This is a genomic window from Acidithiobacillus sp. TH-A36 (genome assembly GCF_057473445.1).
Genome location: NZ_JBYCKP010000231.1, coordinates 1 through 7,582, shown reverse-complemented (window position 1 = coordinate 7,582; position 7,582 = coordinate 1). Strand labels below are relative to the sequence as shown.

The following is a 7,582-nucleotide window of genomic DNA, read 5'->3' as shown; positions in this document are numbered from 1 at the left end:
GCCGGTGCCGCCTGCGCCGCCGGTGATCAAGCCACTATTGGTAAGCGTAAATCCCGTGCCGCTCACTCCATCGCCGCCTGTGCCACCGATGCCACCGGTGCCACCGGTGCCGCCGGTGCCGCCGGTGCCGCCGGTGACGTAGCCTGCGCCGCCGTCGCTGCCGTCGCTGCCGGTGCCGCCGTTGCCACCTGCGCCGCCTTGAATCGCCACATCCGACGCAACGCTGTCCGAATCAGACGACGTCAGCCCACTATAGGCCGTTCCCCCCTTAGTACCGTTGCCGCCCACACTACTCGCATTGGTTCCAGGCTCTCCTGTTTTATTGGTTAACGCTGCTGCATACGCAGGTATCCCGACCTCCAGACCGCCCAGCGCCAGAGCTATCGCCAACACCAGCAGCTTGCGGCTCCGGCGTGCCCGCCGATCCACAGTGCCGCCCTTGCGCGGCGACCTCCCACATTCCGAAACCACTTGGGGGGTCGTCCGGCTACTTTTCCAGATCAGTTTGTAAATATGATTCATTCGGTCTTTCCCTTTTGCGGTAGTTTTATCGGCAGGCCCGTCAGCACACTTCTGGCTGATAAACATTATGTTTTTCTAATGTTTTTAGCGTATTCTAATGGATGAAAAGCTTAATGTGATTATCAACCTATTGCAAATGATGTGTTTTCTGATCACTCGTCGTTTCTGCAGTGCGTGCAAACAACGAGGTCTGAAGTCCAATAGTGGCAATTTTTCGTATGCATACCGGTTGGAAGCTTACACTATGTAACCGTTGCGTGCCGTTTACTTAAAGTGATATTTTAAACATATAGATACAAAATATTGGGGTATGCCAATGCCGCCACGAACCACCCCAACCCTGCAAATATCCGTACTGGGCCCTCTTCACATACGTTTCGCAGGAAAAACGCCCACCTTCCTCTCAGAGGCTCCGCCAGGAATCAACCGGTTGCATAAATATCAGGATATAATCTAACCATCTGTTAACAAACATTTCGTTAACCCTATTCAGCACAATTCGGCCGCAAAAATGGGGCAAAAGCCCCATAAGAACTGGCTCCGAACCAGAATTAGACCGACAGGAACATGCCACTCTCCGCATCATAGCGGAAGGAACGACTGGTCACATTCCCACCAAACGTCACCTCGGTCATCGGCGATGTCACTTTCGTGCAAACCGAATTGCTCTTGACCTTCGACTGCAGCCACATAAGAACTGTGGTGAACGGCGTAATGATGGCCGTGTTCTGCAACAGCACATTCGACGCAGATATCGCGTTGCCTGTCACAATATCACCACCGATCTTCGCATCCTGGGTGAGACCTACGACCATATACCCTTTCTGGTTCGCATACTGGTTCAGGACCGTGAAGCTATCCAGCGTGCCACCATCCGCCGGTGCACCAAAAGCGCCATCCGGAAGTAGGCCGTAAACCTTGCCGGGAACGGCCGGGTTCACAACACTGCTCTTGGAAATTTCGGCACCATCTTCCATGGCCACGTTCGATGCATAGACGCCATAAATCTCTTCCCATGCAATGTCGTTATTTTCCAGCGGATTAAAGGCTAACCAGGCCACATTGGGTTTCTGGTTGCTCTTGTCAGCAGGTTTGGCAATAACAACCTTGGCATGTGCCGCCGCAATGGCCGCAAGGTCCTTCTGGGTAAAACTCAAATTCAACGAATATTCAATACCAGGTGTTCCCATAACGTCATTCCTCATTCAGGTTAAGTGAAATCCGCATGATTAAAAAAATCCCCCAAAGTGCAGTTGAGCGCCATGCATATCCGACATATCCGGAAAAGCGATGGAATATGCTTTCCACGCTCCACACGGCCAATGAATTCAATGCTAAGACCAGCCTTCTCCGCCAGCACCGCCTGAGTAATCCCGCGACGATTGCGTAACTCACGGATCCTTCTGCCGACCAATGCTTTCAGGTTCAATTCTCCATAATGCGAGAACCCAGCGTATCCACAAGAAAGAAATCCAAACAGGAACCAATTCTGCTTTTTTACCATTTTTGACGAGTTCCATAATTGCTGTATTAGGACTCTAATTTATGGCATGCCCAAACCTGCACCAGGGTGCTGGTAAAAACATTTTCACCGCTTAATAAACAGGAAAATCCATGTAGAATCTGGTTATTGAGCGGCCATTAATGTTAAACGGTGTATAAATTAATCACCTGATAATCTTCCGGATTTATCCGGAGTAGACGGGAGCGATTTGCATGGAAACCATCGCCAAAGTGCGCCATCTGTAGCATCTGGACAAAGAGACGGTCCGCCATATTTGTAGCGGCTTGCAATCGAAAACAGGTCCCTTCAGAAAACGGGTAAATCGTACGGCAAGCTTCCTGAAAGTCAGGGGAAATAGGGCCGGGGGATTTTTTAGGGCTGTCACAGCAAAATTAGCCAGTGGTAATATTCGGTCAGCCGTCCGTACAAAAGAGGGTTTGCGCGACAGTGGATGAATTCCCTTTTTTGTTGGTCTCCAACGTTGCAAAATCTAATTGCAGAATAAAAATGATTGGCAACAGGAATCTGAGTCCTGGTGCAGTTGCGCACGCATCACTGGTTTGTTTTTGAGCGGTAGTGTACGGGCTAGTCGTCCGTGCAAATATAATGCACGGGTGAGTACCCAGCTCAACCAGATTGGGGTTTTATGTGAAATGTCAAAATTACCAGTCGGTTTATATTAACCGCATAGCCCAGATAATTTTGCCTAAGCCGGGTACGGGATGATCGCCATAAAATTCATACCCTGTCACAGGCATTCTTCTTGAAAACGACTTTTTAGAGAGGATGCGGCAACCGTTACCGTTCTCAAAAATCTCTCTCGATTCAGGTTCTCGGTTTCATGCCCTGCAGGACGGGTTTTGAGCGCGCGTGACCCGTCGCGTTGTTTTGTTACGGTAACAGTTATTTCACAGCCCCCAGATTGATAATCCGCTGGTCTGTCCTGTTCTCATACCAGTAAATACAGGCATTGCAGCGGGCTGTGCGCCGTGAAACTGGGCGATTTGCCCAAATAATGCCCAAGTGCCCCCGAAAAATACCTTATTCGTGACAAGCCACAATACGGAATCGTTACGCCGTAACAACCTCCATCTCCCCACTCATGCTTCCCCGCCTAGCGCGGTCCCCGTGGCCTCCAGGAGCTTGGCGGCGGTGGCGGCGGTGGCGTTGGACGATTCTTCTCAACTGTCGCTTGCGTCTCGTAGACAACTTGCTCAATGGTATTCTTGGACACTTTCGCTTTAAAAGCCTTCTCCATGGCATCCTTAACGGCCGATAGCGCGGCGTTTCGAGATGGCGCGCGGTTCTGGTTCAAGATGGCATTCCTTAACTCAGTGAGCGCATCGTAGCGTTGTTTGGCTTGGTCATAGGCCTGGATCAGGTCATTGCGCGGTGCAGAGAGGTAATTCGGATCACCCTGCAGCTGCCAGTGTCCGGCCTGACAGACCAGCCTGCCACAGCCCATTTCTGCGGAATGATCCGCAGGGTTTGCACCATCTAATGCCTGCATGCGCGTGATGGCCATATGGACGGCGGCTTCGTCCAGGTGCACCTGTTCGACCAGAGCAAACAGCTGCTTGGCGGCTTCAGCGACTTTGGAGTCATTCGCGTCATGGTGCGTCCATTGACGGTTACTGTTCCCGTAGAATCCAGCGTCCAGCAGGGATTGTTCGTCATATCCGTTTTGATAGATTTGTGCGCGCAAAGTCTGGATGTTTTGGACGACCTGTTCGATACGTTGCTGTTCGGCTTGCTGTTGCAGTTGTTCCCGGGCCTTCAGGGTCTCGTCAAGAGCACGGAAAAAAGCGTCTTTAGCCTCGGCCACGATTGCAGCGGACTCAAGCGGATGGCGGTAGATATTGTTTTCCCCGGTTGGGACGAACCCGGCGGCCTCAAATACCGGGCGATGGCGATCTTCCTCCCAACCGCCCTTCTGCCAGATGTCTGCGGTCAGCGCGCGGATTTGCTCTGCCGCTTCCCGTTCCCGCTGCGCCTGTTTTTCCCGTTCCTGCTGCGCCTGCCTTTCCTGCCTTTCCTGCTGCGCTTGTCTTTCCTGTTTCATTCGCTGCTGAGCCCGCAGATGCGCACGCGATAGCGCGACCTTAATGATCGCAACGGGCAACCCTGCCTCCTCCGCCCGCTGGCGCGCGATGTTCACCTGTTCGATCGCATCCGATTTTGTCAAAATTCCGCGATGCTGCGCCCGTTCCGTCTCCAAGGCAGCTTGTTCCAGGGCCTCTTGCGCGTTTTGACGTTTTGCCAATGGCTCATACGCCGCCCGCAGGCGCGACAAAGTGTCCCGCAGTGCGAAGGGTTCTGGATGCTTGGCGATGCGCCACCAATCATCTTCCTCCCCGCTGGGGATATCGAATCCGAGTTCCCGCCAGCGTTCCTTTTCGAGGTCCTTGTCCTCGGGCAAAAGTTGTGTTTCGTAATGGGCGATTAATTCCTCGATCCGTGTTTCGTACCTTTTTAGGCGATGGCTGAGGGCCGCGTCATACCGCTGCAATTCGGGTTGAAGATAACCCCGCTTTGCTTCGGCGAACTCTGCTTCGACGAGCATGCGCGATAGTGACGGCCGACTGCCCCTGAGTGGCTGTTCTTGTATCTTTTCGGTTTTCCGGGTCAAAGCTTCGCGTTCCGGCCCCAGCAGCTCCCGCATCGTTGCCGTTACATCATCCCGATGCAGTGCCGTCTCCAGGTCTCCTGCATACACCGGCGCCTGCCGGCCACGGGTCGCCGCCGAATACAGCAGGCTTTTCCCCATGCCGGAGACATCCAGTATGGCGCGATCCACCGTCACCCCCTGCGCGGCATCGGCTGTAGCCGCATAGGCCAGCTCCACCGCCTGCTCGGTATAGCCTTTATCGACCCTCACCTTCCGGCGCGGGTTTTTGACCGCAGACAGCCACAAAGACCCATCATCGGTGACTTGGGAGACCGTCCAGACATCACCATTACGGATGCCTCTTTGCCGATCATTCAGACGGGTGCGGACGATATCCCCCACACCCGTCTGTTGTTCGTACCGCAAGGCGGTCGCGGGATGGATGGTAATCCCCCGGTGGGCCTGGACATATTCGGCGATGGCCCCCGCTTCGGCATTACTGCGCGAGAGAATCAGCACGTCCTCACCCTGCGCACGGTACTGTTCGGCGAGTCCTGCGATCCGGGCGCGGCGGTCCTCTTCATCGTTACCGTCACGGATCAGCCTTCCGGCCTGCTGCACGGATTCCACCAGGGCAGGGACATCAGCGACCTGCCGCAAGACGTCATGTTCGGCTTCCCATGCGCGGCAGCGATAGCTGGTCCGCAGGGTGGTGTAGGCCTCGGGGACGACGGCCTGTTCGACGACCGCAAAAGCCGCCCGGCGGTCAATGGGCTGGCTTTGAGCGCGGTCGCCAATCAGCCAGGCCTGAGCATTTTTATGGTTTTCCACGGCCTGCAGGACGGCTTTCAGATCCTCTGCATCGGCCAGTCCCGATTCATCGACGATATAGAGGACTTTTCGCGGGGGCGCTTTCGTCGGGTCAAAGGTAGCAAACACGTCCACGGCATCCGCGCCCGTCTCTGCTTTCAGGGCTTCTGCCAGCGCCCGGTTCCGCGCGATGACCCGGACCGTAAAACCCTGATGCCGGGCGGCCTGGACAATCGGCTTGGCCAAATAAGATTTGCCGGAACCCGCTACGCCGGAAGTAACGGTCAGTGCCCGGCCTTGCGCCAGTACGGCGGCCGTATGTGCCTGTTCGGCCGTGAATGTGGGAGGTATGGGAATGATGATCCGGTTGCGGCCCCTCTCGCTCAGGGTCTTGGCCTGTTCCGCCAAGGCCCGTTCGGCGCGGAGCCGGGCATCGGGAATCAAGGCCTGCGTTCGGGTAGCCATGTGGCGGTCTGCGGTTACCGGACTGAATCCATGGTTTTCCAGTACGTGGCAAATCACGTCCAGATTGCACCCGGCGCGCAGGTGGATCTGGCCAGACCGGACCCAATAACGAAGCAGGTGGCTGGCCGCCTGCTGACTGCCGGACAGGTCCATGTCCTGAGTAACGATCAGCCGGGCCGCAATATCCGACGGGGTAAACGTGCCGAGTTCCTGCGTCAGATCGTCCAGAAGATTGTCTGCCGCCTGGAAAACCTGTTCCGTATCCAGGACTGCCTGCTGGGCCTGCAGATCCCTGAGTTCTTTATCCAATTTCTGGGCTTCGGCCAGTTTGGCTTTTGCACTATTCCCGCCCAAAGGCAGGGCCGCGCGGATATGGTCAAAACGGGTAATACGGGCATGGGCGGCCTGGCACTGTATCTTCAGGTTGGCCAAATTTTCGGGCTGCAGGGCAGTTCGGGCCTGATGGAGCGCGTCTGTCGTGGGCCGGCTTTTGTGTGACAAGTCGCTAAAATCCATAGATGCCGGAGCCGAATGGGCGCGCGGACCGGGCTGGATGGATCGTAACGCATTGAGCAGTCCTGCATCGGCCAGATGGTCCTGCCAGAGGCGGCGGATAGCGGAAGCCTTGTCGCCGCCCTGGTGTAGCGCCTCATCGAGAGCATGTTCCATTTTTTCCGCAAATTCCTGTTTCTGTTCACGATGCTGCCGCCAGAGCCGCGTATCCATTTTCCGGCTACGCAAGGCAAAGGGGACGTCCAGATGGTCAGCAATCTGCTGCATGTTTTTTCGGGCACGGCTCAATGCGCCGTCTGCGTCCAGCAGCTCTGCAATTTCCCAGAATGGCGCGCTCCCGGCCTCGTGCAGCATCCAGTCGTGGATACCCAGGGAAGCACTGAGGGAGTTTCTGAGCACGCGGTTGGCACGCGCCTCGGCCAACTTCTGGGCCTGAAAAAAAGCGCGGCCATCCAGGGCCCGCCATGCCCCGTCAGCTTCGCTGGGCGCACTGGACAGGATCATCCAATGGGTGTGGATATGCGGGTCGCCGGTGCTAGAGGTCTGATGGATCGCCCGGACAGCGACAAGGCCCTTGATCCGCTCACTGCGCACCCCCGCTTTGCCCCGGCGGACCGTTACCTGCTGTTCGAGGGCGGACAAATACGCCTCACTGGCCGCCCGCAGGGCCTGGTGCGCGGCCTCCCTGACCCGCTGGTTGTCTGCTGCAATGAGCAGGCTAATAGATTTTGGGGCTGAGTAGACGGCGCTATAAGCCAGCACCCGACCCTGATTATCATCGGCGGCATCCTCAGTGCGCAGAGCCTGACCTTGCGGCCCATGCCCATGCTGTAACACCTTGGCGGTCATGGCTTCCGTAGCGATTCCAGTCAATCCCAGATCCGCCGACCCCGCGCCGACCCATTCGAGCGGGATACCCTCGCGCTGCAGGTAACGGGGATTATCAAGATTGGTTATCTCAACAGGTCCCATCGTCGGGATACGCTCTGGCAAGGATTCAGGCGTGAAATCCGGACCAGTGCGCTCAATCCAGCGGCCCAGGGTGGCGATGGCTTTTTTGTTCTGGAGCTTTGATACGCGCGACGTCATGACCGAATAATAAAATCGATCCCCACAAAAAAGCAACAAAAGGCGCACATGCACCCTACCTAAAATCGCGC

General features: G+C 55.9%; 4 protein-coding genes and 1 pseudogene. 1 reads left to right on the top strand and 4 read right to left on the bottom strand.

What is annotated here, in order from left to right; translation table 11 throughout:
- The coding region (locus AC2VLY_RS06070) for a hypothetical protein (protein WP_486921938.1) at positions 1-330 on the top strand (330 nt) is incomplete at its 5' end.
- Between the two features lie 60 nt (positions 331-390).
- Here the strand turns inward: AC2VLY_RS06070 and AC2VLY_RS06065 are convergent.
- From AC2VLY_RS06065 to mobF, 4 genes and pseudogenes are all read right to left on the bottom strand, one after another.
- Positions 391-522: pseudogene (locus AC2VLY_RS06065) on the bottom strand (ESPR-type extended signal peptide-containing protein); the annotation flags it as partial.
- Positions 523-1,073: 551 nt separating this feature from the next.
- Entirely contained in the window at positions 1,074-1,712 is a 639-nt protein-coding gene (locus AC2VLY_RS06060) for a hypothetical protein (RefSeq protein WP_486921937.1), read from the bottom strand.
- 20 nt (positions 1,713-1,732) lie between these two features.
- A complete protein-coding gene (locus tag AC2VLY_RS06055) occupies positions 1,733-2,026 on the bottom strand; it encodes a helix-turn-helix domain-containing protein (RefSeq protein ID WP_486921936.1) in 294 nt (97 codons plus the stop codon).
- A 1,114-nt stretch (positions 2,027-3,140) separates the two neighbouring features.
- The gene (gene mobF, locus AC2VLY_RS06050) at positions 3,141-7,511 is read right to left on the bottom strand and encodes a MobF family relaxase (protein WP_486921935.1); all 4,371 of its coding nucleotides are present in this window, start codon (positions 7,509-7,511) and stop codon (positions 3,141-3,143) included.
- Positions 7,512-7,582: the final 71 nt, after the last annotated feature.

Excerpts from the sequence above, each read along its gene's own strand:
- AC2VLY_RS06055 (WP_486921936.1), bottom strand. The coding sequence starts at position 2,026 with ATGGTAAAAAAGCAGAATTGGTTCCTGTTTGGATTTCTTTCTTGTGGA.
- mobF (WP_486921935.1), bottom strand. The coding sequence starts at position 7,511 with ATGACGTCGCGCGTATCAAAGCTCCAGAACAAAAAAGCCATCGCCACC.
- AC2VLY_RS06060 (WP_486921937.1), bottom strand. The coding sequence starts at position 1,712 with ATGGGAACACCTGGTATTGAATATTCGTTGAATTTGAGTTTTACCCAG.